Origin of the sequence: Candidatus Enterococcus wittei (assembly GCF_002140175.1) — a bacterium.
In the GTDB taxonomy this organism is placed as follows: domain Bacteria; phylum Bacillota; class Bacilli; order Lactobacillales; family Enterococcaceae; genus Enterococcus_B; species Enterococcus_B wittei.
On the sequence record NZ_NGMO01000002.1, the window covers coordinates 772,857 to 798,033 of the forward strand.

At 37.3% G+C, this 25,177-nt stretch carries 23 protein-coding genes and 1 riboswitch; of the genes, 14 read left to right on the top strand and 9 right to left on the bottom strand.

All coding sequences use genetic code 11. The features are described from left to right. The first annotated feature begins 342 nt into the window (after positions 1-342). Positions 343-2,007, top strand: coding sequence for a peptide ABC transporter substrate-binding protein (locus A5844_RS07670; protein WP_086284610.1), 1,665 nt, complete (start codon positions 343-345; stop codon positions 2,005-2,007). 91 nt (positions 2,008-2,098) lie between these two features. Here A5844_RS07670 and A5844_RS07675 read toward each other — a convergent pair whose 3' ends face one another. Then, positions 2,099-2,443 carry a DUF3899 domain-containing protein gene (locus A5844_RS07675; RefSeq protein ID WP_086284611.1) on the bottom strand — a complete coding sequence of 115 codons (345 nt, stop codon included), beginning with the start codon at positions 2,441-2,443 and terminating at the stop codon, positions 2,099-2,101. Between the two features lie 80 nt (positions 2,444-2,523). Between A5844_RS07675 and opp3b the strand changes: the two genes are divergently transcribed. The 5 genes from opp3b to A5844_RS07700 are packed head-to-tail and all read left to right on the top strand — an operon-like array spanning position 2,524 to position 7,545. Then, the gene (gene opp3b, locus A5844_RS07680) at positions 2,524-3,465 is read left to right on the top strand and encodes an oligopeptide ABC transporter permease (protein WP_086284612.1); all 942 of its coding nucleotides are present in this window, start codon (positions 2,524-2,526) and stop codon (positions 3,463-3,465) included. Further along, complete coding sequence (locus tag A5844_RS07685) at positions 3,466-4,509, top strand: ABC transporter permease (RefSeq protein WP_086284613.1); 1,044 nt, start codon at positions 3,466-3,468, stop codon at positions 4,507-4,509. A 5-nt stretch (positions 4,510-4,514) separates the two neighbouring features. Further along, positions 4,515-5,597 (top strand): ABC transporter ATP-binding protein, encoded by a 1,083-nt coding sequence (locus A5844_RS07690; RefSeq protein WP_086284614.1) that lies wholly within the window; start codon positions 4,515-4,517, stop codon positions 5,595-5,597. After that, a complete protein-coding gene (locus A5844_RS07695) occupies positions 5,572-6,525 on the top strand; it encodes an ABC transporter ATP-binding protein (protein ID WP_086284615.1) in 954 nt (317 codons plus the stop codon). The genes A5844_RS07690 and A5844_RS07695 overlap by 26 nt, the downstream gene beginning before the upstream one ends. A gap of 12 nt (positions 6,526-6,537) precedes the next feature. Continuing rightward, entirely contained in the window at positions 6,538-7,545 is a 1,008-nt protein-coding gene (locus A5844_RS07700) for an RNA-guided endonuclease TnpB family protein (RefSeq protein WP_086284616.1), read from the top strand. Positions 7,546-7,703: 158 nt separating this feature from the next. On the opposite strand, the gene A5844_RS07705 is transcribed toward A5844_RS07700, so the two are convergent. Together A5844_RS07705 and A5844_RS07710 are read right to left on the bottom strand one after the other, a co-directional pair. Continuing rightward, positions 7,704-8,525, bottom strand: coding sequence for an NUDIX domain-containing protein (locus tag A5844_RS07705; protein ID WP_086284617.1), 822 nt, complete (start codon positions 8,523-8,525; stop codon positions 7,704-7,706). A gap of 90 nt (positions 8,526-8,615) precedes the next feature. Continuing rightward, the gene (locus tag A5844_RS07710; protein ID WP_086284618.1) at positions 8,616-8,894 is read right to left on the bottom strand and encodes a hypothetical protein; all 279 of its coding nucleotides are present in this window, start codon (positions 8,892-8,894) and stop codon (positions 8,616-8,618) included. Positions 8,895-9,170: 276 nt separating this feature from the next. Here A5844_RS07710 and metG point away from each other — a divergent pair, with 276 nt between their 5' ends. After that, a complete protein-coding gene (gene metG / locus A5844_RS07715; protein WP_086284619.1) occupies positions 9,171-11,180 on the top strand; it encodes a methionine--tRNA ligase in 2,010 nt (669 codons plus the stop codon). Between the two features lie 29 nt (positions 11,181-11,209). On the opposite strand, the gene A5844_RS07720 is transcribed toward metG, so the two are convergent. Continuing rightward, entirely contained in the window at positions 11,210-11,806 is a 597-nt protein-coding gene (locus A5844_RS07720; protein WP_086284620.1) for a hypothetical protein, read from the bottom strand. A gap of 169 nt (positions 11,807-11,975) precedes the next feature. Between A5844_RS07720 and A5844_RS07725 the strand changes: the two genes are divergently transcribed. The 5 genes from A5844_RS07725 to A5844_RS07745 all read left to right on the top strand — a co-directional run bounded on the left by A5844_RS07725 (position 11,976) and on the right by A5844_RS07745 (position 16,543). Next, the gene (locus A5844_RS07725; protein WP_086284621.1) at positions 11,976-13,292 is read left to right on the top strand and encodes an APC family permease; all 1,317 of its coding nucleotides are present in this window, start codon (positions 11,976-11,978) and stop codon (positions 13,290-13,292) included. A 149-nt stretch (positions 13,293-13,441) separates the two neighbouring features. Next, entirely contained in the window at positions 13,442-14,218 is a 777-nt protein-coding gene (locus tag A5844_RS07730) for a TatD family hydrolase (RefSeq protein ID WP_086284622.1), read from the top strand. Continuing rightward, positions 14,211-14,780, top strand: a complete 570-nt coding sequence (gene rnmV / locus A5844_RS07735; protein ID WP_086284623.1) for a ribonuclease M5 — start codon at positions 14,211-14,213, stop codon at positions 14,778-14,780. Before A5844_RS07730 ends, rnmV begins: the two co-directional genes overlap by 8 nt. After that, a complete protein-coding gene (gene rsmA, locus A5844_RS07740; protein ID WP_086284624.1) occupies positions 14,773-15,657 on the top strand; it encodes a 16S rRNA (adenine(1518)-N(6)/adenine(1519)-N(6))-dimethyltransferase RsmA in 885 nt (294 codons plus the stop codon). The genes rnmV and rsmA overlap by 8 nt, the downstream gene beginning before the upstream one ends. A 259-nt stretch (positions 15,658-15,916) precedes the next feature. After that, positions 15,917-16,543 carry a hypothetical protein gene (locus A5844_RS07745; protein ID WP_086284625.1) on the top strand — a complete coding sequence of 209 codons (627 nt, stop codon included), beginning with the start codon at positions 15,917-15,919 and terminating at the stop codon, positions 16,541-16,543. A gap of 82 nt (positions 16,544-16,625) precedes the next feature. On the opposite strand, the gene A5844_RS07750 is transcribed toward A5844_RS07745, so the two are convergent. Further along, positions 16,626-17,735 (bottom strand): ABC transporter ATP-binding protein, encoded by a 1,110-nt coding sequence (locus A5844_RS07750; protein ID WP_086284626.1) that lies wholly within the window; start codon positions 17,733-17,735, stop codon positions 16,626-16,628. 183 nt (positions 17,736-17,918) lie between these two features. On the opposite strand from A5844_RS07750, the gene mgsA reads away from it, so the two are divergent. Then, complete coding sequence (gene mgsA / locus A5844_RS07755) at positions 17,919-18,350, top strand: methylglyoxal synthase (protein WP_086284627.1); 432 nt, start codon at positions 17,919-17,921, stop codon at positions 18,348-18,350. 192 nt (positions 18,351-18,542) lie between these two features. Further along, positions 18,543-18,641: riboswitch (THF riboswitch) on the top strand. Between the two features lie 36 nt (positions 18,642-18,677). After that, positions 18,678-19,214 carry a folate family ECF transporter S component gene (locus tag A5844_RS07760; RefSeq protein WP_086284628.1) on the top strand — a complete coding sequence of 179 codons (537 nt, stop codon included), beginning with the start codon at positions 18,678-18,680 and terminating at the stop codon, positions 19,212-19,214. Positions 19,215-19,270: 56 nt separating this feature from the next. Here the strand turns inward: A5844_RS07760 and A5844_RS07765 are convergent, their stop codons facing one another. The 4 genes from A5844_RS07765 to A5844_RS07780 form a co-directional block, all read right to left on the bottom strand. Continuing rightward, positions 19,271-21,037 (bottom strand): ABC transporter ATP-binding protein, encoded by a 1,767-nt coding sequence (locus A5844_RS07765; protein WP_086284629.1) that lies wholly within the window; start codon positions 21,035-21,037, stop codon positions 19,271-19,273. A 2-nt stretch (positions 21,038-21,039) separates the two neighbouring features. Further along, entirely contained in the window at positions 21,040-22,755 is a 1,716-nt protein-coding gene (locus A5844_RS07770; protein ID WP_086284630.1) for an ABC transporter ATP-binding protein, read from the bottom strand. Positions 22,756-23,086: 331 nt separating this feature from the next. Next, positions 23,087-23,740 (bottom strand): lytic polysaccharide monooxygenase, encoded by a 654-nt coding sequence (locus tag A5844_RS07775; RefSeq protein ID WP_086284631.1) that lies wholly within the window; start codon positions 23,738-23,740, stop codon positions 23,087-23,089. Between the two features lie 447 nt (positions 23,741-24,187). Continuing rightward, positions 24,188-25,093: a helix-turn-helix domain-containing protein gene (locus tag A5844_RS07780; protein ID WP_086284632.1), complete on the bottom strand. Its 906-nt coding sequence runs from the start codon at positions 25,091-25,093 to the stop codon at positions 24,188-24,190. Positions 25,094-25,177: the final 84 nt, after the last annotated feature.

The window sequence follows — 25,177 nt, forward strand, 5'->3', positions numbered from 1 at the left end:
TTTATGGAACAGTTGTTACTTAGGTAAGAAAATAATTAAAGTTGTAGATAGGTTGATTGAAGAGGAATTACTGAATTTTATGCCTAAAACACGAACATTAACCTGTGTTTTAATTTTTTTGTCTACTTTTTGTACATTATTTTAAAAAGAAATTAAGCTATGGAAAAACCTTATTAAATATACCTTTTTTCAGAAAAAAATAATAAATCCTTCATAATAGAATGTTTATTTTTAAGAAAAAGTAAAAAAAAGTGTTGCAATTTTAATAATTATTCATTAAACTCTTAAACAACTTCAGAAAATATTAATTATTCTGAAAATTGCGAAAAAGGGGTACGGAAGATGAAAAAGAAATTAACGTTTGGTGTTATAGCCGTATGCGGTCTTGTACTTGCTGGTTGTTATGGTGGCAGTGCAGATACAAAAGATAGTGGCTCAGCAAGTAGTGGCAAAGCTGATGGGGGAGGCGTTTTTAATTTAGTAGTACCTCAAGAAATGCCAACAGCAGATTTATCTGTAGCGACAGACACAATCAGCTTTACTGCTTTGAATAATGTGTATGAAGGGATTTATCGCTTAGATGAAGACAGCAAACCACAACCGGCAGGCGCTACGGAGCTAGCTGAAGTCAGTGAAGATGGTTTGACCTATAAAATCAAATTGCGTGAGGATGCAAAGTGGTCTAATGGGGATCCTGTAACTGCTGCTGATTATGTTTATGGTTGGCAACGAACAGTTGATCCGGCAACAGCTTCTGAATATGCTTATCTATTTGCACCAGTAGCAAATGCAGAAGACATCACTGCTGGCAAGAAAGATAAATCTGAATTAGGAATCAAGGCAGTTGGAGATCATGAGTTGGAGATTACTTTAACAAAACAAACACCTTACTTCCAATACTTACTTGCCTTTCCATCATTCTTCCCACAAAATCAAGCGGTTGTAGAAAAAAATGGAGATGCTTATGCTTCTAAAAGTGATAAAGCTGTTTACAATGGCCCATTTACATTAGCAGATTTTGATGGACCAGGAACTGATACAGAATGGACCTATAAGAAAAACGATCAGTATTGGGATAAAGATGCGGTTAAATTATCAGAAATCAAAGTAAGCGTTGTAAAAGAATCTTCAACTGCTTTAAATCTATTTAAAGATGGCCAAGCAGATGATGTGATTTTATCCGGTGAATTAGCGCAACAAAATGCCAATGATCCAGCTTATACTTCTGTAAAAGAAGCACGTACAAGCTACATTGAATTTAATCAAAGAGATGATAAATCTCCATTTAAAAATGCTAACTTGAGAAAAGCTATTTCTTATTCAATCAACCGTGATGCTCTAGTGAAACAAGTCATGGGAGATGGTTCGGTTGCTTCCACTGGATTGATCCCAGCAGATATGACGAAAAATCCTGAAACAAATGAAGATTTTGCAGCAGAAGCTGGCGAATTAGTTTCTTACGATAAAGACAAAGCAAAAGAATATTGGGACAAAGCAAAAAGTGAATTAGGGATTGACTCTCTTGAATTTAGCTTGATGGCCTCTGATGATGATTCAACGAAAAAAGTCATTGAATATATCCAAAACTCAATCCAAGAAAATCTTGATGGTGTCAAAGTAAAACCAACACCTGTACCATTTTCTGTTCGTTTAGATCGTTCATCTTCTGGTGATTTTGATACAGTCCTAGGTGGATGGGGCGCAGATTATGCGGATCCAAGTAGCTTCACTGATCTATTTGTCACAGGTAATTCTTATAACCGTGGACAATGGAGCAATGCTGACTATGACAAAGTAGTTGAAGCCTCTGCTTCAAAAGATGCTGGTGATGAAAATGCACGTTGGAAAGACTTGCAAGAAGCGAATAAAATCATCGCAGATGACATGGGTGTCGTACCCGTTTATCAAAAAGCTGAAGGTCACTTAGTAAATGAAAAAGTAAAAGGAATCGTTCACCATGCTGCAGGTGCGTCATGGGATTATAAATGGACTTATATTGAAGAATAAGTCCTGAAAAAAATGAAAAAAGAGAGTCTGAGATATAGTTAACATCTCAGACCTCTCCCTTTTCTAAAGAACGCTAGTTCAAATGAATTACTTATAACAATGATAAAAGCGTAAATATAAGTGAAACAATAAGTAAAATTCCAGCGATGATCAGCCAAAAGCTATACATACCGTAGCTGGCAGACGATAGTGAAGTAAATTCTAGTTTTTTCTTGCGGTTTCTTGTTCGAGCCAGATGGACCGATCGATGAAAGTGATCAAAGAAACCTGAGGAAAAAACCCATAAAAAACCGCCGATAATCAAAAACGGCAACGCACATAAAAATAAATCATTGGATAACTGGACGGTTGTTAGCTGATTGGTCACTGCATTTTTAAGAAAAACAAATAAGATCAACGCACCAGCAAACAAATAAGGACGATATTTTTTTTTCATCATTAAACTCCTTTATCTATGGTTCATTAAATAATGTAGCGAAACATTGACCAGAAGTCAAAAGCTAGGGGGAAACATTAGTGAATAGTTATATAAAATATGTATTACAACGTGTCTTTTTTATGATCATCACGCTGTGGTTGATTGCAACGATTACCTTCTTTTTAATGCAATTATTACCAGGAACACCTTATACAAATCAGGAAAGATTAAGTCCAGAAACAATTGAAATGTTGAATAAACAAGTAGGTCTAGACAAGCCAGTAATCGTACAATACGGTATTTACCTTTCTAATTTGGTCCAAGGCGATTTTGGGATCTCATTCCAATTTAAAAATCAGCCTGTAGCGAATTTATTAGCTGGAAGGATTGGGCCTTCATTACAACTCGGAATACAAGCGATTCTCTTTGGTACCATTTTCGGTACGATTTTAGGGACAATTTCTGCGATGAAGCAAAATACATGGGTCGATACTTCATCTACTCTTGTCGCTATCTTAGGACGCTCCATTCCTAACTTCGTTTTTGCCGTGTTATTGCAATACATTTTTGCAATGAAATTGCATCTTTTGCCAATTGCAAAGTGGGATGGATTTGTGTATACGATCTTACCGACGATTGCATTAGCCATGTCACCATTGGCAGATTCCGCTCGTTTTATTCGGACAGAAATGGTAGAAGTATTGCATAGTGACTATGTTGAATTAGCCAGAGCGAAAGGGTTAAGTCGTTGGGAGATTGCCTTTAAACATGGTCTTCGTAATAGTTTGATCCCGTTGCTGACATTATTGGGACCTTTAGCCGTTGCTTTGATGACCGGATCGTTAGTTGTTGAGAACATCTTTGCTATTCCAGGAATCGGGGAACAATTCGTTAAATCGATCACGACAAATGATTACCCGACGATCATGGCAGTCACGATCTTGTATTCATTTATGTTGATTTTTGTGATTCTGATTGTTGACTTATTATATGGATTAGTTGACCCAAGAATCCGAGTTTCTGAAGGGAGTCGAAGCTAGATGGAATGGATACCAAAACGTTATGAAACAATTGCAGAGATACCTGCAGATGAGTTCTTACCATTACAGAAAAATACTGAAGCAGAACGTGAGAAAATTGAAGCTCCTTCATTGAATTTTATCCAAGATTCTTGGCGCCGATTGAAGAAAAACAAAGCGGCAGTTATTTCAATGATCTTGTTATCAATGATTATCTTGATCTCAATTGTGACGATCTTTGTTTCACCACATAACCCTACTGCACAAAATATTGATTATATCAATTTACCGCCACGTATCCCAGGAATCAATATCGATGGATTGAATGGAAAAGCCATGGTCGGTGGAGAATTAGTTGATAAATATGCACAAGCCAATGTTCCAGCCAATGTCAACTTCTTTTTAGGAACAGATGGATTAGGAAGAGATGTCTTGAGTCGTCTATTCATGGGAACGCGTATCTCTTTATTGATTGCGTTCATCGCTGCATTGCTTGATGTGACCATCGGGGTAGCTTATGGGCTGATCTCTGGCTTACTAGGTGGACGTGTGGATAATGTGATGCAACGTTTCTTAGAAATTTTATCAGGGATTCCCAATTTAGTAGTAATGATCTTGATGTTAGTTGTATTTGAACCAGGGATCTTCTCGATTGTGGCAGCTATGGCAATCACGAACTGGATTCCGATGGCGCGGATCGTTCGAGCACAGACATTGAAATTGAAAGATCAAGAATATGTACTAGCGGGAATGACGCTAGGTGAATCAAAATTAAAAATCGCCTTTAAACATATCTTACCAAATATTTCGAGTGTGATCATCATACAAATGATGTTCAGTATTCCTACGGCTATTTTCTTTGAAGCATTCTTAAGCTTTATCGGACTTGGTTTGACACCGCCTTCTGCTTCATTAGGAACGATGCTAAGTGACGGATACAAAACATTCTTATACTTGCCGTATCTACTATGGATACCGGCAGCAACATTATCGGTTATCATGATCGGCTTCAACTTATTAGCAGATGGTTTACGTGATGCCTTTGACCCTAAAATGAAAGAGTGAGTAAGATGACGAAAATTCTTGAAGTAAAGAACTTAGAAATCTCCTTTGATACGTATGCTGGCAAAGTACAGGCGATTCGAGGCGTTGATTTTCATTTGAACAAAGGTGAGACATTAGCGATCGTTGGCGAATCCGGTAGTGGGAAATCAGTTACTACTAGAAGTATCATGCGGTTATTGTCAAGCAATGCTTCAATCGATTCAGGAGAAATTTTATTTAATGGTGAAAACATCGTAGGAAAATCAGAAAAGGAAATGCAAAAGATCCGTGGAAAAGAGATTGCAATGATTTTTCAAGATCCGATGACTTCTTTAGATCCGACGATGCCAATTGGAAAGCAAGTAGCAGAATCACTGCGTAAGCACAATAAAGTGACGAAAAAAGAGGGAGAAAAAGCAGCATTAGAACTGTTGAAGCTTGTAGGAATCCCAGAAGCTGAAAAGCGGATCAAAAGCTATCCCCATCAATTTTCAGGTGGACAAAGACAGCGGATCGTGATTGCGATTGCTTTGATTTGTTATCCAAAGATCCTGATTGCTGATGAACCTACAACTGCTTTAGATGTAACGATCCAAGCACAGATTTTAGAATTATTAAAAGAGATCCAAACGAAAATCGACACATCGATTATCTTTATCACGCATGACCTTGGCGTAGTAGCAAATGTGGCGGATCGAGTAGCAGTAATGTACGGTGGCAAAATCATTGAAGTAGGGACAGCAGAAGAAATCTTTTACAACCCACAGCATCCATATACTTGGGGCTTGCTTGGTTCAATGCCTACATTGGACAGTGGTAATGAACGCCTTTATGCCATTCCTGGGTCACCACCAGATTTATTGAATCCACCTAAGGGAGATGCTTTTTATCCGAGAAATGAGTTTGCTTTAAAAATCGATGCGGAACAAACGCCACCGTTTTTTGAGCTTTCGAAAACACATCAAGCAGCCACTTGGCTTTTAGCCCCTCAAGCACCAAAAGTAACACCACCAGAAGAGATCCAACGTCGTTGGGCTATTTTTAAAGAAAAACAACAAGCACGCGGCCAAGGGGGAATAACAGATGAAAAAAAAGTTGCTCGAAGTTAAAGGACTAAAACAGTACTTCAATATCGGTAAGAAAAATGAAGTGCATGCAGTCAATGATATTAGTTTCCATATTTATGAAGGAGAGACTTTTGGTTTAGTTGGTGAATCAGGTAGTGGGAAATCCACTACTGGACGTACGATCATTCGTTTGAATGAACCGACAGGCGGGGAGATCTTGTTTGATGGAAAAGACGTGACGAAAGTTAAAGGAAAAGAAGCAATGACCAAGTTTCGTCGGGAAGTCCAAATGATCTTTCAAGATCCCTATGCCTCTTTGAACCCACGGATGAAAGTACGAGATATCATCGCAGAAGGAATCGATGTGAATGGATTAGCAAAAACGCCAGAAGAACGTACGGAAAAAGTCAATGAGCTGCTAAAAACAGTAGGATTGAATCCTAGTCATGGGACACGTTATCCTCATGAATTCTCAGGTGGGCAACGTCAGAGGATCGGGATTGCCCGAGCTTTGGCGGTCAAGCCAAAATTCATCATTTGCGACGAACCGATTTCTGCCTTAGATGTCTCGATCCAAGCACAAGTAGTCAATCTTTTACAAGATCTCCAAAAAGAACAAGGATTGACGTATTTGTTTATCGCACATGATTTATCCATGGTCAAACATATCAGTGACCGGATTGGAGTAATGCATAACGGTTTATTGCTTGAGATGGGAACTAGTGACGAAATTTACAATCATGGTGTCCATCCATATACAGAAAGTCTACTTTCCGCTATTCCGTTACCTGACCCCGATCATGAACGCCAACGTCGTCGTATCAAGTATCAACCAGAACCTGCAGATGGACAGGAGCGGACTTTGAGAGAAATTGCTCCTGAACATTTTATCTATGCTACTGAGCAAGAAGTACCTTACTATGCAGCAAAATTAAAACGACAAAAAGAAGCGATGCTTGTAGCTAATTAGGAGGAGAGGCGGATGTTGAAAGCCTTCAAATTCCGAATTTATCCGACTCCTGCTCAGAAGCAGTGGTTGATTCAAACATTTGGCTGTGTTCGTTTCACCTATAATCATCTTTTAAAAGCAAGACAAGCACATTATGCCGAAACGAAGGAAATCGATTATACGTTGACACCCGCCGTTTTAAAGAAGCAGTTTCCATTTTTAAAAGAAACTGATAGTTTGGCTTTAGCAAATGCACAATTAAACTTAGATCGTGCATTTCGTAATTATTTTAAAGGACGTACTAGCTTACCTAAGCTTAAAAACAAAAAGAGTATTTGGCAGTCTTATACAACAAATAATCAAAAAGGAACCATCTATTTGGAAGATAAGTACTTGAAACTGCCCAAATTAAAAGAAAAAATCCGGATCCATGTTCACCGACCTTTAGAAGGAACGATTCGTTCGGCCACGATTTCTTCTCGCTATAATGAAGTATTTTACGTGTCTTTGCTTTGTGACGTTTCTCCAAAACCACTAGTTGCTTCGAATAGATGGATTGGCGTGGCCTATGACCCGCACGCTTTGATTGAGACATCCACACCAATCGACCTTGTTGTACCAAAATTTAATCGGATCAACCAAAAAATTTTCCAGGCTAAAAGGAAGTTAGCTGTGAAAGGGAAAGCTGCTCAGAAAAGAAAGATCCATGTTGAAAAAGCTAAGAATTATCAAAAACAAAAAAGAAAAATCAAAGATCTCTATTTGAAACAAAAATATCAAAGAGAAGATTATTTAGAACAAATCTCTGGTGCTTTGGTACGTAATTTCGATTATCTATTTATTGAATCAAGACCAAAAAGTTGTGAGGAGTCTGATTTTTCCACGCAGTTATGGGATAAATTAATTACAAAAATACGATACAAAGCGCAATGGTATAATAAAAACTTGCTTTTGATCGATATGAACGAGCAAAAGCAACAAGTAACAAATAAAAAAAGTCACCATTTGGAAAAAATTGGTGTGGAAGTGGTTTTTAAGTAAAAGAACTGGTAGGAGCGCCAGGGTTCGCCTTGTTAATAAAAAACAATTGCTGTTTTTGTTTCTAGGAATTTTCTTTGCTAAGACAAGCTCACTAATTATGACAAACCAAAAAGATGAGATGGAGATATTTGCTCCAAGCTCATCTTTTTTTGTTCTCTTTATTCAGAATGGACCGATTTTAAACGATAGATCTTTGAGGGACGACCGATACCAACTGGACGTTCACCGACTTCCTCAAAATATTGTAACATTGCTTTTTTAAAATTAGAATGATCGATCATCTTGAAGTCGATTCCTAAAAATTTTGCAAATACTTTCCTTGCTTCCGTGATCGTAAAATCTTTCCCTAATACTTGTAAGACTTGTGGTTCATGTTCCATCTTATTGACAACCCGATTGAAAGCTTTGACAATGATCTCACTATGGTCAAAAGCCAAGGTGTCTTTCCCAGAAGAATGACTCGTATTTAAATCGAGTGAAATAGCTACCTCACCATTTGATAAATGAAGGGTATGCCCACTACGTTCAAGGGAAAACCATTTGACTTCTTTCGCATCATCTCCTGCAATCAATGGTTCTTCACCAATAAAAGCTAAGTAACTAACCGTTACGACCCATCCTCGTGGATCTCGATCAGGAGTGCTAAAAGTATGCAGTTGTTCGATGTTATCTTTGGAAATGACCACACCGGTTTCTTCTTGTGTTTCCCGTAAAACACTTTCCCCAGTAGATTCATTTTTTTGAACGAACCCTCCTGGTAAAGCCCATGAATTACGATAAGGATGACTCTTACGTTGGATCAGTAAGACTTTTAATTGATCTTCTTCCTTGTTATAACATAATAATACGATATCCACAGTCAATGACGGTTTTTCATATTCAGGACGCTCTTGTTTTTGGTACCAATCAAGAAAATCTGTTTCATTTGCTTCTTGTTCATAATACGTTTTTTCTTCTTTTTTAGAATGAAATCCAGACACGTTATCACCTCCTGAAAATAGTAGAGTACTTTTTACTTTATTGTAGCAGAATCGAAGAGAAAACCAAAGATTCTCTTAGGCTAAATACGATCAAATGTGAAATAAAAAAGGTAAAACTAAATTAAATAGAAAAAACAGTAAGTAAAAAGGTAAGACTTTTTGTTTATCTTCCCGAATGGCTAAAAAGCCACAAGTCACAATATATAAATCGAGCAAGAGACGTAAAATAAATGAAATCAGTAAGAAACTGTTTAAATTCCCCTGTAAATTGAAGTGTCCATACAGATGAAGGTAGTAATAACTAAACAGTAGATGGATAACAGAAAGGATAGCAATACTGATCATGAATAGTTTATGTTTTTTTGACATGTTTATTTAATCCCTCTTTTTTAGAATAGATAGTGTTCATTATAGCATGTTTTTCAAAAGAAAAAATGTAGGAATGCTGACAGTTATAAATAACTTGAGTTGACATTGAGAAGGACCAAAACAGATGTTCAACGGTCGTTATTAAAGAAGCGGTCCAATGAAAGAAGTCTGTTAGAACATGGCTACTGATAGTAAAAAAAGCTAACAGGGTATTCATTTTATGGTATACTAGCAAGGAAACGAATTCGCACCATGCGATAAAGGAGGAAGTACCCCGTGGCAGAAAAGGAAACTTTTTATATCACTACGCCAATCTATTATCCAAGTGGCAAGCTGCACATCGGCAATTCTTATACAACGATTGCATGTGATGCTGTCGCACGTTATAAACGTTTGATGGGCTTTGATGTGTTTTATCTAACTGGGGTGGATGAACACGGACAAAAAATCGAAAAAAAAGCAGCAGAATTAGGCGTTGAACCTCAAGAGTATGTGGATAAAATGGCAGCAGATGTCAAAAAACTATGGAAAACTTTAGATATCAGCTATGACAAATTTATTCGTACAACCGATGATTATCATAAAGCAGCAGTTCAACAAATTTTTGATCGTCTGCTTGAACAAGGCGACATTTACTTAGGTGAGTATGAAGGTTGGTATTCTGTTTCTGATGAAGAATTTTTCACAGAAACACAATTAGCAGAAGTATATAAAGATGAAGATGGTAAAGTCATCGGTGGTAAAGCACCAAGTGGACATGAAGTAGAGTTGGTCAAAGAAGAATCTTATTTCTTCCGCATGAGTAAATATGCTGATCGTTTATTGGCTTATTATGAAGAACACCCAGAGTTCATTCAACCTGAATCTCGTAAAAATGAAATGATCAATAACTTTATCAAACCCGGACTTGAAGATTTGGCAGTATCAAGAACGACCTTTAACTGGGGAATCAATGTTAAAAATGATCCTAAACATGTGGTGTATGTGTGGATCGATGCATTGTCTAACTATATCACTGCTTTGGGTTATGGTTCTGATGATGATCAACTATTCCAAAAATACTGGCCAGCAGATGTGCATATGGTCGGAAAAGAAATCGTACGTTTCCATACGATCTATTGGCCAATCATGTTGATGGCGTTAGATATCCCATTACCGAAGAAAGTCTTTGGACATGGCTGGTTGTTGATGAAAGACGGTAAAATGTCTAAGTCAAAAGGAAATGTCGTTTATCCAGAAATGTTAGTGGAACGCTATGGTTTAGATGCTTTGCGTTATTATCTATTGCGGGCTGTTCCATTTGGTTCGGATGGTGTCTTCACACCAGAAGATTTTATTGCTCGTGTAAATTATGACTTAGCTAATGACCTAGGAAATTTATTGAATCGCACGATTGCGATGATCAATAAATATTGCGATGGTATCGTGCCAGATTATGCTTCATTAGTTACACCTTTCGATAGTGAATTATCAACCACTGCGGCAAATGTAGTTGGGCGATATCATGATGCCATGGAAAAAATGGAGTTCAATACTGCTTTAGCAGAAATTTGGATTCTGATTTCTCGAGCAAACAAATATATCGATGAAACAGAACCTTGGGTATTAGCAAAAGACGAAGAGAAGAAAAATGAGTTGGATAGTGTCATGATCCATTTAGCTGAATCTTTACGAATCACAGCAATTCTCTTACAACCAATCATGACAGAAACACCAGGTAAAATTTTCAATCAATTAGGATTAGATCCTGAAGAAATGAATTTAGAAGGAATCCATTTTGGCGAATTCCCATCAGGAACAAAAGTTGTGTCAAAAGGTACTCCAATCTTCCCGCGATTAGATATGGAAGAAGAAATCAGTTATATCCAAGAAAAAATGTCTGAAGGCACACAAACAAATGAAGATTCTGTTAAATGGGACCCAGAAGAAACAGAACTTATCTCAACAAAAGAAAAACAAATCAAATTTGATGTTTTTGAAAAAGTTGAGCTAAAAGTGGCTGAAGTCATCAATTGTCAAAAAGTCGAGGGTGCAGATAAATTATTGCAATTCCGTCTAGATGCTGGAGATAATCAAGACCGTCAGATCTTATCAGGAATCGCAGAGTTCTATCCAGATCCGAGTGAATTGATCGGTAAAAAATTAGTGATCGTCGCTAATTTGAAACCACGTAAAATGCGTGGTCAGATCAGTCAAGGAATGATCCTTTCGGCAGAAGCACCAGATGGTTCACTTCAAGTAATCGAAGCGCCTAAATCAATGCCTAACGGTGCAGAAGTAGGATAAAAAATCAACAAAAAAGTAGAGCGATCATTTTATGATCGCCCTACTTTTTTTAGTTTGATTCGTTGTTTCATTTTAGTAGGTAATAAGGCAGCCACGATTGAAAATGGAATACAGAGAATATACCAGAAAATCATCCGACTGTTTCCATAACGAGTGTAAATATTCATCAATAAGTAATGGAAAATAAGCAGGCCAAACAATAAACTGATTGAAAAGAACCAGTTGTTATCCCAATGGGTGAAATGGCGTAAAAGCATTATTGAAATGGGGTATCCATAAAAAAATCCACCTACGATAGAGACGCGCCAATTCTTTACCAAAGTCTGCATATTCAAAAGTAACAAAATGAGTGATAACACTAAGCCTATTGGTGGGAATAGACTAACTAGAAAAGAATAGATGATCCCCCATACCATCATTCCTGGTCCTTTGATCAAAGTTACAATTAGAAGGAAACCAACTAATAATAGAAGTTGTTGGGAAAAAGTTGCAATCGTCATCCAACCAAACAAGACTAATAATAACCAATGCCAACGTGATTGTTGTGATTCTTTTTGAGGAACGAAATGAGCCATTCTCTTTTTTAGAAATGCAGCGATTTTAGGATCAACTGAGTGAAAATCCATGTGATTCCTCCTTATTGTTCGAGATAAACTTATAGTAACTGAAATAATGCCAATAAAACATCCGTCTTTAGAGGGATGTTTTCAATAAAAATTTCTGAAAACAATGGTAAAAGGAAGCTTTCTCAGTTATACTGAAAAAAATAAAAAGGTAAAAGAAATGAGGAAGAGGATGATGGGTAAATTAAAACGTGAAATCAATTTATTTGGGGCATTATCAACAGTCATGGGAACAGTCATCGGTGCGGGTGTTTTTTTCAAAACAGCAGCTGTAGTTGCCAGTACACAATCGACTAGCTTGACTTTATTTGCATGGTTGGTCGGAGGTTTTTTGACGATTTGTGCCGGCTTGACTGTGGCGGAATTAGCAACAGCGATTCCAGAAACCGGAGGAGCTGTTAAATATATTGAAGCAGCATATGGGAAATTGCCGAGCTTTTTATTAGGGTGGGCGCAAAGCTTGATTTATTTTCCTGCCAATATTGCTGCCTTGTCCATCATCTTTGCGACACAATTTATCAATTTATTGCAATTATCTACTGATTATTTATTACTAGTTGCGATTATCACAGCATTTTCAATCACGGGTTTGAATCTTTTAGGAACAAAGGTTGGAGCAACGGTCCAATCAATCACGTTAATCGTCAAACTGATTCCGATTGCTGTGATTGTTATCTGGGGGTTATTAACACCTGGACAAGGCGCTGTGCAACTGTTTCCCATTGAAGCAGGGAAAGATGTCTCTTGGATGGAAGGATTAAGTAGTGCGCTATTGGCTACATTATTCGCCTATGATGGTTGGTTAGGTGTGGGAGCAATGGCAGGAGAAATGAAGCGTCCAGAAAAAGACTTACCAAAAGCGATCATTTTAGGACTAAGTTTTGTGACAATGGTTTATCTATTGATCAACTTCGTCTTTTTAAAAACACTTCCCATTGATCACATTGCTGGGAATTTAAATGCAGCTTCTGATGCTTCTAGTGTGATTTTTGGGGAATTTGGTGGCAAACTAGTAACGATAGGGATCTTGATCTCTGTTTATGGAGCTTTGAATGGCTATACGCTGACAGGTATCCGAATCCCTTACGCTATGGCACTGGAAAATGAATTACCTTTTAGTAAACAGTTGACGAAGCTTTCAAAAAAATTCACTGTACCTTACGTACCAGCTTTGTTCCAATTAGTGATCGCATGTATCATGATGAGTCTAGGATCTTTTGATTTTCTAACTGATATGTTGATTTTTGTCATGTGGTTATTCAGTTTACTGATCTTTATCGGCGTATTCATTTTAAGAAAGAAAGAACCAGATATGCCTCGTCCGTATAGAGTTCCCCTTTATCCTGTCATTCCGATCATTGCAATCATTGGAGCCATCTTTATTTTAGGGATGACTTTGATCACCCAAACAACCTTAGCAATGGTTGGAATCGTAGTTACATTGATCGGGGTTCCAGTTTATTACTATAAACAGAGAGCAGTGAAATAGTTGTATTGGCTGAAATAAGCACCGTCAGATAGTGGAAAAAGTAAACTTCCACTATCTGTTTTTTTGTTGAATTTTGTCTGATTTTAGTCATTGATACTTCTGTAACGCCTGCTTATATGCTAAAGTAATGATGAAAAGGAGCGATAAAGATGATCTTTGATTCTCATACTCATTTAAACGCAGAGCAATTTAATGAAGATATCCCTGAAACGATCAAACGTGCAGAAGCACTAGGTGTTACAAAGATGGCGGTAGTAGGATTCGATACACCAACGATTGAAAAGTCTTTACAGCTTAGTCACGATTATCCTAATATCTATAGTATCATTGGCTGGCACCCGACCGAAGCAGGGAGTTATACGAAAGAAATTGAAAATAAATTACAAGAACAACTAACAATGCCTAAAGTTGTCGCTTTAGGAGAGATTGGACTAGATTACTATTGGATGGAAGATCCAAAAGAAGTCCAAGATAAAGTATTTAGAAGACAAATTGCAATCGCTAAAGAGATGCACTTACCGATCAGTATCCACACAAGAGAAGCTTTGGAAGATACTTTTAAGGTTTTAAAAGAAGAAGATGTTCGAGATATTGGTGGGATCATGCATAGCTTCAGTGGGGATTATGAGTGGGCAGAACGTTTCCTAGACTTAGGGATGCATATTTCTTTTAGCGGTGTTGTAACCTTTAAAAAAGCGCTAGATGTTCAAGAAGCAGTGATTCATGTACCAATGGACCGAATGTTAGTAGAAACAGATGCCCCATATTTAGCCCCAGTTCCTTATCGTGGGAAACGTAATGAGCCTGGTTATACACGCTATACTGTAGAAAAGATTGCTGAATTACGAAATATTCCAATGGAAGAAGTGGCTGAACAAACATGGAAAAATGCGCACCGCTTGTTTGGTCTAGCAGAAGATGACTAAATTAAAGATCCAAGAAATCGTAGTCGTTGAGGGCAAAGACGACACAAGGCGGTTACAAGAAGTGCTTGATGTGGATACGATTGAGACGATTGGTTCGGCAATCAATGAGGATGTTTTGCTACAAATCGAGCACGCGCAAGAAACAAGAGGGGTCATTGTATTCACTGATCCAGATTTTTCTGGAGAAAAAATCAGGAAAATCATCATGGAAGTAGTACCCCAAGCCAAGCATGCTTTTTTGCCAAGAAAACAAGCTACTCCTAAGAAAAAGGGGAGTCTTGGCGTAGAACATGCAAGTGATGAGGCGATTTTGGAAGCTTTAAGAAAAGTTGTCACACCTGTCACTGAAGAAGAGGAAACAACAGAAATTACTAGACAAATGCTCGTATCACATGGTTTAATTGCTGGAGCACAAGCCAAAGAAAAACGTGAAAAATTAGGGGACGAACTGCGTATCGGTTATACGAATGGGAAACAATTAGAAAAACGCTTGAAGATGTTTCGCATTACCCTTGAAGAATTTAAACAAGCAATGAAAAAAGTGGAGGAACAAGATGAGTGAATATCGTGATATTGCGACACCTTCTAGAACAAAAGAAATTTTATTGAAACATGGTTTCTCATTAAAAAAAAGTTTGGGACAAAACTTTTTGACTGAACCGAATATTCTAAGAAAAATCATTGAAACAGGGGAAATCAATGAACAGACAAATGTCATTGAGGTTGGCCCAGGTATAGGAGCGTTAACGGAACAAATTGCACGCCACGCAAAAGAAGTTGTGGCATTTGAAATTGATGATCGTTTAATTCCGGTCTTAGCAGATACGTTGTCTCCTTATCCAAATGTCACTGTAGTCCATCAAGATATCCTGAAAACAAATCTTTCAGAAGCAATGAATAGGTATTTCAAGGAGCAGCTCCCCCTTAAAGTGGTAGCAAACCTTCCTTATTACATCACCACTCCGATCATGATGCATTTTCTTGAATCGGATGTAGTAGTCGATGAAATGGTAGTGATGATGCAAAAAGAAGTGGCTGATCGTATTTCAGCAAAACCAGGAACAAAAGCATACGGATCATTATCGATTGCTGTCCAATATTACATGGAAGCATCCTTGGCTTTTATTGTACCGAAAACAGTATTTGTACCACAACCAAATGTAGATTCAGCCATTTTGAAGTTAACCAGAAGAACGACACCAGCTGTTGAAGTCATGGATGAAAAAGCATTCTTCCGTTTAACAAAAGCGGCTTTTCAACAACGAAGAAAAACTTTGTGGAATAATCTTCAACATGCTTATGGAAAAGAAGAAGCAACCAAAGAATGGTTATTGCAAAGCTTAACTGAAGCACAAATCGATCCCAAACGACGTGGAGAAACCCTTTCATTAGCAGAATTTGCAGCTTTAAGCAATGCAATGGAGAAAAATCGAGTATAAAAAAGGTTGCAGTACAGCAGAATACCGTGAATGATTTCTAGAAGGATTTCTAGAAGGATAAGGGGGAAACTCTTGTCCTTTTTTAGTTTCACTGTGAATTATTAATAATTACTTTCATCATTCTGTTCATATGAAACCAAAGAATAAGAAATAAGTTTGCTGTAGTTTGATTGATCAATCTGATATGTCTTGACACATACTTGTCGTAAGCGTAAACTGAGACAGTATAAAAGTGTCAAGACACGTTAGGAGAGAAAAAATGAAAACAAACTCTGTAAGAAAGATGACTATTTCTGCTTTACTGATCGGTATGGGGGTCATTATTCCGATGATTATGCCTAAAATAGTCATTCCACCGGCCTCTTTTACTTTAGCTTCTCATGTTCCTTTATTTATTGCCATGTTTTTTTCACCGGGAGTCGCTGTAGCAGTGGCATTAGGAACAACTTTTGGCTTTTTCTTAACAACTCCAGTCATCATTGCGCTTCGTGCATTCTCGCATTTAGTTTTTGCTCTTATTGGTGCATGGTATTTACAAAAAAGGCCAGGAATTGTCCTTAAAGATGGAAAATTCACTTTATTCAATTGGCGTTTTCAAGGATTTAACTTTTTGATTGGAATCATTCATACAGTGGTAGAAATGATTGTCGTGAGTATCTTTTTCTTTATTGGGAATATGCCTGAGACGTATTACGCTGAAGGCTATTTCTATACTGTCTTTATTTTGATGGGAGTCGGTGGATTGATCCATAGCTTAGTAGATTATAATATCGCCTATTTTATTGTCGGTACTTTGAGTAAATACTTTGATATCCCAGTATTTACAGCAGCAAAACGAGCGCAAAAGAAAGAAATCATTCAAGGAACAGTTAAAAAGACCATTTGATCTGATAGAATCAAATAAAAAAGTTGCGATGGAATCAATCCATATTTTTGGGATTGACTGCTATCGCAACTCTTCTTAAATTCTAAGGGATCGTGATGACTTCTTCGGTTTCTTTATCGAAGAAATGCCCTTTATTGATGTTAAACGCAAGATCGATCCTTTCACCAGGTTTATGGAAATCTCGTGCATCTACTTTTGAAATGAATTCAGTTGTTCCAGTTTTGGTATAAAGCATGGATTCAGCACCTAATAATTCTGAAACGACTACTTCTGAATTGACCACTGCTTCGGGGGAAGCTTCCAAGACTACTTGTTCACTATGGATATCTTCAGGACGGATGCCGAAAATCACATCTTTTCCTTCATAACCTTTTTCAACTAAAACTTTATTTTTACCTTCTGGTATTCTTAATCTTAGTCCATGCCCATCTGAAATCACACCTTGATTTAATGTGACATTGAAAAAGTTCATGGCAGGGGAACCAATAAAACCAGCAACGAACATATTGACTGGTGTATCGTATACTTCTTTTGGTGACCCGATTTGTTGAATGAAGCCATCCTTCATGATAACGATGCGATCCGCCATCGTCATTGCTTCAGTTTGATCATGGGTTACGTAAATCGTTGTTGTTTCCAATCGTTGATGTAACTTAGCGATTTCTGCACGCATCGCTACACGTAGCTTGGCATCTAAGTTTGACAATGGTTCGTCCATCAAGAACACTTTGGCATCGCGGACGATCGCTCGACCAAGCGCCACCCGTTGTCGTTGACCTCCAGAGAGTGCTGCAGGTTTGCGTTTCAAGTATTCTGTTAGTCCTAAAATCTCAGCTGCGTTTTCCACACGTTTTTTGATTTCTTCTTTGTCATATTTACGTAATTTCAAACCAAATGCCATATTGTCAAAAACAGTCATATGTGGATAAAGGGCGTAGTTTTGGAAAACCATTGCGATGTCTCTATCTTTTGGTGCCACATCGTTCATTATTTTTTCGCCGATGACTAATTCACCTTCGGAAATATCTTCAAGTCCAGCAATCATTCGAAGCGTTGTAGATTTTCCACAACCTGAAGGTCCTACGAAAACAATAAATTCACGATCTTTGATTGCTAAATTGAAATCTGTCACAGAATAATTTTCTGCATTGTCATATTTTTTATACACATTTTTTAGAGCCATTTCTACCATGAGTCAAACCACGCTTTCTTGTCATTTATTTGATAAATCTAGTATATTTGAAAGCGCTATCCAAAATCAATGTCATTGTGTACAAGAATTCTTCTAAAGTTTTGTCATGTTGTCTAATCTACCTATTGATAAATGTAAAAAAAGATAAAAATTTGTTACACTTGATAAAAGGAGAGATGTTTAATGAAGATTGCTTTAATTGCACACGACCGTAAAAAAGACCTGATGATCAAACTCACTACTGCCTACAAAACGATTCTGAAACAACATGAGCTTTTTGCTACAGGGACAACGGGACAACGTATTGCCGAGGCTACTGGCCTGAAAGTCCATCGTTTTAATTCTGGGCCTTTAGGAGGTGACCAACAAATCGGTGCAATGATTTCAGAAGATCAATTAGATTTGGTGATTTTTCTTCGTGATCCATTAGCGGCACAACCTCATGAACCCGATGTAACGGCCTTGATACGTTTATCGGATGTTTATGCCATCCCTTTAGCGACAAATATCGGGACAGCTGAAGTATTGCTGAGAGGATTAGAAGCAGGGTTTATGGATTTTCGTGCTCTCATTCATGAAGAAGGAACTAAAAAACCATTTGGTATAGAGTATTAAAGAAAAACTATTTCATTGAATAGGATTATTTCTATAGCAATATTCGTTTTTTAGTGTTAGTAAGTAGTATATATGAGCGAATGTACGTGTTAGAACGAACTTAATTGTTTAATTTTATCACATTGTAAGTTTTTTTATTTACAGTTTCTCTTTACTTGTGCTATAGTTTGTCTGGGAGTTTTCCCAAAATTAAACAGAGTAGGAAATAAAGCGTTAAGTGCCTTGAGGATGGGATGTTGCCTCTAGGACGAAGAACAATTGGTTCGCGGTTTTATTTCCGCATTCGCTGCATATATGATGTAGCAGCTCTTAAAGGAGATGCTAGAAATGAAAAAAAATCGCTTGGATGCACGTATGATTGCTATTATGGGGCTACTGATCGCACTGATGGTCACTTTGTCCCGATTAGTCGCATTTGAGACACCATTTCTCAAAGTCAGCATGACATTTGTTCCGCAAGTGATCATGGGGATCTTATTCGGTCCATTTTGGACAGGGATCGGCTCGGTCTTAGCTGATATTGTAGGGATGGCCTTATTCCCGAAATCGCTCTTTTTTATTGGATTCACTTTGAATGCGTTTATAGAAGGAGCAATCTATGGTTTCTTTTTCTATCGAAAAGAAGTCACATGGAAAAACTCGATTTTGGCGACATTGAGCGTAACAGTAATTATCAGTTTGATATTGACACCATTATGGTTAGCTCTAATGTATCAGGTGCCATTGCTCAATTTAGCATTTTGGCTACCACGTTTGATAAAAGCAGTTGTTTGGCTACCCATTCAATCGGCAACGATTTATGTGGTTGGTCGAACGATTCCATATAAAAGAATTTTAAAAAGTTTAACTATCCATACAAAATAAAAAGCAAGCAGTCTTCCCATCCCAGAGGACTGCTTGCTTTTTTATTCATTGAGAGTTTAACTTTTTGTGAATTGTGCTTTATACAGTTGATGGTAGTATCCATTTTCGATTTTCAACAGTTCATCGTGTGTACCCATCTCAACAATTGCACCTTGTTCCATAACTAGGATTTGATCGGCATTTTTAATGGTCGACAAGCGGTGAGCAATAACGAAACTTGTTTTTCCTTTCATCATTGCGAGAAATGCTTGTTGAATTTTCTTTTCTGTCAATGTGTCCACTGAGCTAGTTGCTTCATCTAGAATCAACATAGGGGGATTGCTGATCATCGTCCGTGCAATTGTCAGTAACTGTCTTTGACCATCTGAAATTTTCAGGCCCTGACCACCAATCCTTGTGTCTAATTTTTCTGGTAAACGTTGGACGAATTCATACATATAAGAAGATTTAAGTGCCTCATTGATTTCTTCGTCACTAGCAGTCGGTTTACCGTAGCGGAGATTATCTCTTAGACTACTGTCAAAGAGCCACGTATCTTGCAAGACCATTCCAAAACTCTTCCGGAGACTATCTCGAGTGATTTGTCGGATATCATAGTCATCGATCGTGATCGAACCAGAAGTTGGGTCGTAAAAACGCATGAGTAAGTTGACTAAAGTCGATTTCCCTGCGCCTGTTTTACCAACGATAGCGATCGTTTGACCAGGCTTAGCCACAAAACTAAAATTTTCAATCAAACGTTGCTTAGGTTCGTAAGAAAATGAAACATGTTTAAAGGCCACTTCACCTTTGATTTTTTTCGGATCTAATTGATAAGCATAAGGATCATCTGGTGTTTCTTCTTGTTGATCAATCAACTCAAAGGCACGTTCTAATCCAGAAAAGGCAGTTTGGATTTGTGTTGTGATCCCTGATAGTTCAATGAATGGTTTAGAAAACTGAGTAGAATAGATCGTGAAACTTGAAATGATACCTACTGTAATAGCAGAATCACTTCTTAAAGCAAGTAATCCTCCTACTAAACCAATCGAAAGATACGATAAATGGTCAACGAATCTGGAAGAAGGATTGGTTAGAGAAGAAGAAAATTGTGCTCGCTGGCCCTTTTCATATAGGTCAGCATTCAAAGCACTGAATTGTTGTTGATTCATTTCTTCTTGTTGGAAAGCTTTGATAATTTTTTGATTGCCTATTCGTTCAGTGACAAACCCAGAAATATTTCCGATGATTCTTTGCTGATTGTCAAAATCATTCTGAGAAGCTTTTGCTACTAACCAACTAACTAAAAAAATGATAGGAGTAGAGAAAATGACTACTAAGGTGAGTAGTGGGCTTAGATTCAGCATAAAGATAAGAGAAAGAACGATAATTGCCACACCAGAAAATAATTGATTAAACGCAGCAGAGATAGCGATCGAAATGTTATCCATATCATTTGTAAAGCGGCTGACGATATTGCCGTGGGCATTTTGATCATAATATCTTAGTGGCAATAAATTTAAGTGCGCAAAGGCATCTTTTCGTAATTTTGCCACAGAAAGATAAGCTAAACGATTACTCAATACTTGGATCAGCCATTGACTAACGACGTTTACTAGCACGATCGTACCAAAAAGTAATAGTAGTTGGAACAACCGTGTAAAGTTTACTTGCCCAACTCCAATCATTTGGTCAATACTTTGACCAATTTGCAAGGTCATCACGACGGTGGCACCACCATTGATGATCCCTAATAAGATGGCCAATAGGATTTCTTTAGGATAAGCAGTTAAATAAGGAATGAAGCGTTTCAACATCTTCCAGGATAGTTTTTTTGTTCTCATAGTTATTCCTCCTCCTGTGATGCGACGATTTCACGATATTCAGCGGATTGTTGAAGTAAAGCATCGTGTGTACCTTGAGCGACGATTCGACCTTGATTCATCACAAGGATGTTCTGTGCTTCTTGGATCGAACGAACTCGTTGTGAGATAATGATAACCGTCGTATCTAAAGATGTCTGTAGTGCTTTACGTAAGTTTAAATCTGTTTGATAATCTAACGCACTCAAGGAATCATCTAGAATCAGTAGGGCAGGTTTAGCAATCAATGCTCGAGCAATCGTCAAACGTTGTTTTTGCCCACCTGAGAAATTTTTCCCGTTTTCCATGACTTTAGTATCTAGTCCTTTAGGTAACTGACGAACAAATTCTTCTGCTTGTGCGATTCTCAACGCTTCCCAGCATTCGGCATCTGTAGCATCCGCTTGGCCCCATTGTAGATTTTCTCTAATAGTACCGGTAAATAAGACCGCTGTTTGTGGAACTTGTGCGATCTGGTTTCGTAAGGAATCTAACTTCCAATCACGAACATCTAATGCTTCAAAAGATACTGAGCCGGAACTGACATCGTAGAATCGAGGAATCAATTGAGTCAAGGTTGTTTTCCCACTTCCTGTTGGACCGATGATCCCTAAAACAGTATTTTTCTTTAGGTGGAAGGTGATGTCTTGTAAGGAAAGCCCAGAATCTGCAGTATAACGAAAATCGACATGATCAAATTGAACGATCGAGTCAGCATCTGCCATAGGTTCATGTGTAGTGGCTGCATCATGGATCGTTGTTTCAGTATCTAACACTTCCTTGACTCGCTTACCTGATGCTTCGGCGCGAGTAAAAATGACTACTAGGTTTGAAACAACGATCAACGCCAACAACATTTGATTCATATAGTTGATCAAGGCCAACACTTGTCCTTGTTGGAGATGCCCAATATTGACTTTCACTCCACCAACAGTCAAAAGACAAATGATCCCAACATTCATAATCAGTGTTGTGGCTGGAGATAATAAGGCAGAAATGTTAGAGACTCGCAAATAATTTTTTGCTAAGGTATCAGTATCCTCATCGAAGGTCTGGATCTCTTTATTTGTCCGTGAGAATGCACGGATAACGCGTACGCCACTTAGATTTTGGCTGACGGTTTCATTGAGGCGATCAAGTTTTTCTTGTACCTTTTGATAAAGAGGGATCGTTTTTTTGATGATGAAAAATAAAATGATAGAAAAAATAGGTAAAAGTGCTAAGAAAAATAAGCCGATCTGCCAATCGATCACAAAGGCCATCACTACTGAACCAATACTTAAAAAAGGTGCCCGTATCAATAGACGAATGACCATTGCCAATGCGAGTTGCAGCTGATTGATATCATTAGTCATACGGGTAATCAAAGTATCTGTTCCGAAATGATTCAATTCACTGTGAGAAAAAGCATTGATTTTCTTGATGAGTTGATTTCTCAGTTCTGTTCCAAAACCTTGCGAAGCGATAGAGGCATAATATTGGCAGATAATGGCACAGATCAAACCAATTATGGAGATAGCAATCATCCACAGTCCCATTTCTATGATGACTCCACGATTGTTCATTTTTAGACCGTTGTCTATCAAGGAAGCCATTAATAAAGGCAAAATCAGTTCAAAGACAGCTTCTAAAAATTTGAAGACGGGTCCTAGAATGATTTGTTTACGGTAATCTTTTGCGTAGCGTAATAACTGAATCATCGATATTCATTCCTCCTATAAAAAATTTAGACCCTATCATCCTGCTAATAATGGTAAAAAAAATTAAATGATGAAGTAGATGTTAAATAAATAGTACGAATCGCTTAAACAATATCAATAACATATTAAGAAAACGTTCGCTATTTTAAGTAGGTCCCTTCATATTGTAGCCTATGAAATTTAGAATGGAAAGAGAACAAGCCTTTTCATAAATGTCGCTTTTTAGAAATTCTTAAGAAACACCTCGATCTTTATTGGCTTTACAAAAAAAGAGACTCAGAAAAATCTTTTCCGAGACTCTTTTTTTTGCTGTTTTATCAACGATTTATAATTATTTTTTTAAAGTATTTTGGATATCTGTTAAAGGTGTTTTACTTTGAATATTCGCATCAATCACATTGTAGAAAGCATAAGCGGTATCGTCAATATCCCAAACAGCTAAAATAACGTGGTAACCAAAATGATCATTTGGAATATTGACTGTGTGTGTCGGATTAGTACTAGCGAAAGCACCATTCCCTTGTATTTCACCAATTGGTTCTAGTTCATCACGTGTTAGTGGTTTGTTTTGATCCCAGCCATTTTTTGTGATGTAGTAATGCCATTTAGTTGTTACATGATTTGCTGTAAAGGTCCATGTGAACGTATTTGCGCCTGTAGTTAAATTTTGTTTTGTCCAGAGTGCTGACGTTTGTTGATCTAAAAGAAAATCACCAACTGCGCCATTTGCAGAAGCAATTTTCCCATCTGCAGGTCCAGCGGCAGGAAAACCTTTAGGGGCTTCTAATGATTGTGGCTCATCGATTACTTTTCCATATTTTTGAAAGGCAGCATTCCAGTTACCCGCTTTATCCAAGTTACCTTGATAGCCACGACTGATTGGTTCTGAAACATAACCATGAGCTGAAACATCCACAGATGATAATGCAGTTAAGCCAGTTGTTGCCAAGATCATTCCTAACCCTACTAATGTCTGTTTTTTCATGTTCATTCCTCCGATAAATACTTTATTATAAAAGATTTCTCTTCTACAAAAATGAAGTATAACGAAGTTTTTGCTCAAAAAAACAATTTGTACACTATTGCAACAAATCTAAAAATTTGTAACTAGAATCTAAGTTTCTTTTCTAGTGTTATAACTAAATAGATGAAAGATATCAGTTGATCTTTAGGAGTTAGATAAGTGTTGAGCTAAATGTATTTTCACTAAGAATAAGCAATATATTATGCCATAAATGTTTCTGAGTATTAGCAAAAAAGCAAAGAATGATTTTCGCTATTTTTATGAAATATCTTTATGAGGTTAGCGTGAAAAGACAAGCGTGGGACAAAAGCGTTATTTACTTTTGTGCCACGCTCTAAATACATATAAATGCTTCTGTCCCAGCTTCGTTGGTTAGTTAGGATAAATAGTAATCAGGAAAACAGATTACTAGGACACTAATATTTTGCTTCCCTTTGTTTTTGAACGAGCATCAACCTGTTCTGACAGTGAGACCATTAGTTTTTCTTTTAACTCATTCAGATAATCTCTCGTATTGGTCATTTCTAACCAACCAAAGAAAGCCATTCCTTCTTCGATATCTTTACAAGCTACTTTTTGCCCATCAGCCAATCTGTCTAACGCAGTAAAAACTTTATAGTATGCCAAGTCTAAAGATTGCTTATGGGCGGTAGAGAGTTTTTTCAAGGTTGCTAAAAATAATTTTCGTAGAATTATCGACTCACGATCAAAGGAAAGACGTAGTCCGTTTAAGATGAAATTGGATAAGATTTCAGAATAATAAGTGGTATCTATATACGCTTTCATTTTTGTAATGCTGTTTTGAAAAGAGTGAATGATATACTCATCTTCAAAAATAAACAAGCAATTTGAAAAAATAGTCAGTTCGAAATGTCCCCAAGTATCTATCTTTTCAAGATATTTTTTGATGACGTTGATTTCTTCAGTCATTGATGCAGTAAAGGAAGCGCTGTATAAATAACTCGCGATTAATTTTCGCTGAGCATAAATCAAGCGGTAATAGATATTCCCCGTTTTTTCGTATTCATTCAACAATTCTTGTTCTTGAGCTGGAGTAATCGTTTTTGAAGTAATTAAGTAATTAGTTAGTTTCTGTTTATTTGAAAGAGAGTTGCTATTTAAAAGAAACTGATATTCTTCAAGTGAAATGTTCATGCGATCAAGATAACTTACTAGTAGTTCAAAGCCAATTTTTGTACCTCTGGTTTCAAATGCAGCCAATGTACCTCTTTGAGAGATTCCATCAGTTAATTGTTCTTGTGTTAAGCCACGATCTTTTCTTAATTTTCGAATTAGAGCAGCATGTTCTGTCATGCTCAATACCTCCTGAAGGGCAATTTTTTTATAAATACATATTAACATATTAACTAAATCGGATGTTATGTTTTCATAACTGTG

What these genes read in the sequence shown, in the direction of transcription:
- A5844_RS07670 (WP_086284610.1), top strand. Translation starts at nt 343, where the DNA reads ATGAAAAAGAAATTAACGTTTGGTGTTATAGCCGTATGCGGTCTTGTA.
- A5844_RS07675 (WP_086284611.1), bottom strand. Translation starts at nt 2,443, where the DNA reads ATGAAAAAAAAATATCGTCCTTATTTGTTTGCTGGTGCGTTGATCTTA.
- A5844_RS07685 (WP_086284613.1), top strand. Translation starts at nt 3,466, where the DNA reads ATGGAATGGATACCAAAACGTTATGAAACAATTGCAGAGATACCTGCA.
- A5844_RS07690 (WP_086284614.1), top strand. Translation starts at nt 4,515, where the DNA reads ATGACGAAAATTCTTGAAGTAAAGAACTTAGAAATCTCCTTTGATACG.
- A5844_RS07695 (WP_086284615.1), top strand. Translation starts at nt 5,572, where the DNA reads ATGAAAAAAAAGTTGCTCGAAGTTAAAGGACTAAAACAGTACTTCAAT.
- A5844_RS07700 (WP_086284616.1), top strand. Translation starts at nt 6,538, where the DNA reads ATGTTGAAAGCCTTCAAATTCCGAATTTATCCGACTCCTGCTCAGAAG.
- A5844_RS07710 (WP_086284618.1), bottom strand. Translation starts at nt 8,894, where the DNA reads ATGTCAAAAAAACATAAACTATTCATGATCAGTATTGCTATCCTTTCT.
- A5844_RS07720 (WP_086284620.1), bottom strand. Translation starts at nt 11,806, where the DNA reads ATGGATTTTCACTCAGTTGATCCTAAAATCGCTGCATTTCTAAAAAAG.
- A5844_RS07725 (WP_086284621.1), top strand. Translation starts at nt 11,976, where the DNA reads ATGATGGGTAAATTAAAACGTGAAATCAATTTATTTGGGGCATTATCA.
- A5844_RS07730 (WP_086284622.1), top strand. Translation starts at nt 13,442, where the DNA reads ATGATCTTTGATTCTCATACTCATTTAAACGCAGAGCAATTTAATGAA.
- rnmV (WP_086284623.1), top strand. Translation starts at nt 14,211, where the DNA reads ATGACTAAATTAAAGATCCAAGAAATCGTAGTCGTTGAGGGCAAAGAC.
- rsmA (WP_086284624.1), top strand. Translation starts at nt 14,773, where the DNA reads ATGAGTGAATATCGTGATATTGCGACACCTTCTAGAACAAAAGAAATT.
- A5844_RS07745 (WP_086284625.1), top strand. Translation starts at nt 15,917, where the DNA reads ATGAAAACAAACTCTGTAAGAAAGATGACTATTTCTGCTTTACTGATC.
- A5844_RS07750 (WP_086284626.1), bottom strand. Translation starts at nt 17,735, where the DNA reads ATGGTAGAAATGGCTCTAAAAAATGTGTATAAAAAATATGACAATGCA.
- mgsA (WP_086284627.1), top strand. Translation starts at nt 17,919, where the DNA reads ATGAAGATTGCTTTAATTGCACACGACCGTAAAAAAGACCTGATGATC.
- A5844_RS07760 (WP_086284628.1), top strand. Translation starts at nt 18,678, where the DNA reads ATGAAAAAAAATCGCTTGGATGCACGTATGATTGCTATTATGGGGCTA.
- A5844_RS07765 (WP_086284629.1), bottom strand. Translation starts at nt 21,037, where the DNA reads ATGAGAACAAAAAAACTATCCTGGAAGATGTTGAAACGCTTCATTCCT.
- A5844_RS07770 (WP_086284630.1), bottom strand. Translation starts at nt 22,755, where the DNA reads ATGATTCAGTTATTACGCTACGCAAAAGATTACCGTAAACAAATCATT.
- A5844_RS07775 (WP_086284631.1), bottom strand. Translation starts at nt 23,740, where the DNA reads ATGAAAAAACAGACATTAGTAGGGTTAGGAATGATCTTGGCAACAACT.
- A5844_RS07780 (WP_086284632.1), bottom strand. Translation starts at nt 25,093, where the DNA reads ATGACAGAACATGCTGCTCTAATTCGAAAATTAAGAAAAGATCGTGGC.